This window comes from Paenibacillus paridis (assembly GCF_006345825.1).
Classification (GTDB): domain Bacteria; phylum Bacillota; class Bacilli; order Paenibacillales; family Paenibacillaceae; genus Pristimantibacillus; species Pristimantibacillus paridis.
This window is the reverse complement of record NZ_VCIX01000046.1, coordinates 1-701: the sequence shown is the minus strand read 5'-3', so window position 1 is coordinate 701 and position 701 is coordinate 1. Positions and strand designations below refer to the sequence as shown.

2 protein-coding genes are annotated in these 701 nt (G+C 44.7%); both read left to right on the top strand.

Annotation, left to right across the window (positions count from 1 at the left end; genetic code table 11):
- On the top strand, positions 1 to 197 hold a 197-nt coding region (locus FJQ58_RS32750; RefSeq protein WP_420799803.1), incomplete at its 5' end, for an ABC transporter permease.
- A gap of 172 nt (positions 198 to 369) precedes the next feature.
- Positions 370 to 701 (top strand): hypothetical protein (locus FJQ58_RS00910; protein ID WP_139990580.1); only part of this gene is annotated, 332 nt, incomplete at its 3' end.

Here is a 701-nt window from a genome sequence, read left to right as displayed (position 1 = left end):
GTGGCATACTAGGCATATTACTTGGCTACGCTGCTTCTATTGTAATCGGGAAAGTAATGGCTACGGAGACGTCCGTATCTACGGATATGGTGCTAGCATCGTTTGTTTTTTCGGCATTAGTTGGCATTGTTTTTGGTATTTTCCCTGCCAACAAGGCGGCTGGATTGAAGCCTGTTGATGCTCTGCGACACGATTAATATGGACGTTGATATAGCCGAACGAGTTCTACCCTACTATTTCCGCTCATAGAATAAACCATCAAAGCCGGATTAAGAGAGAGGCTGATCCAGCTCTANGGATTAAGAGAGAGGCTGATCCAGCTCTAAGGAATGGAGCTTGCAGCTCACGGCTAGGATGGGAAGGAGAGGCATGAGACGGAATAGAGAGAGCTTGATAAGGCAGCTGCGTCTGCTTAGGACAAGTCGTTTTTGGCAGATGTTTGGGGTTGGTATTTTGCTAGGCGCATCGATAGTGTTTATAAAATTATCTTTAACCGAAATTGCCGGGAGCAGAAGCTCTGTAACGAATACGAATGAAAGCACTTTGGGATATCATGTATCAGAGGGATTAGGTGCGAATTCAAAAGTGGATCTAAAGCCTATGACGGAGCTGGAAAGCCCGGATGGATCAGATATGAATGCTTTGGATAGGCTGAATGTCCGTGTCTATTTAACAAAGGAAAAAAGAATGGAAATAGTTCC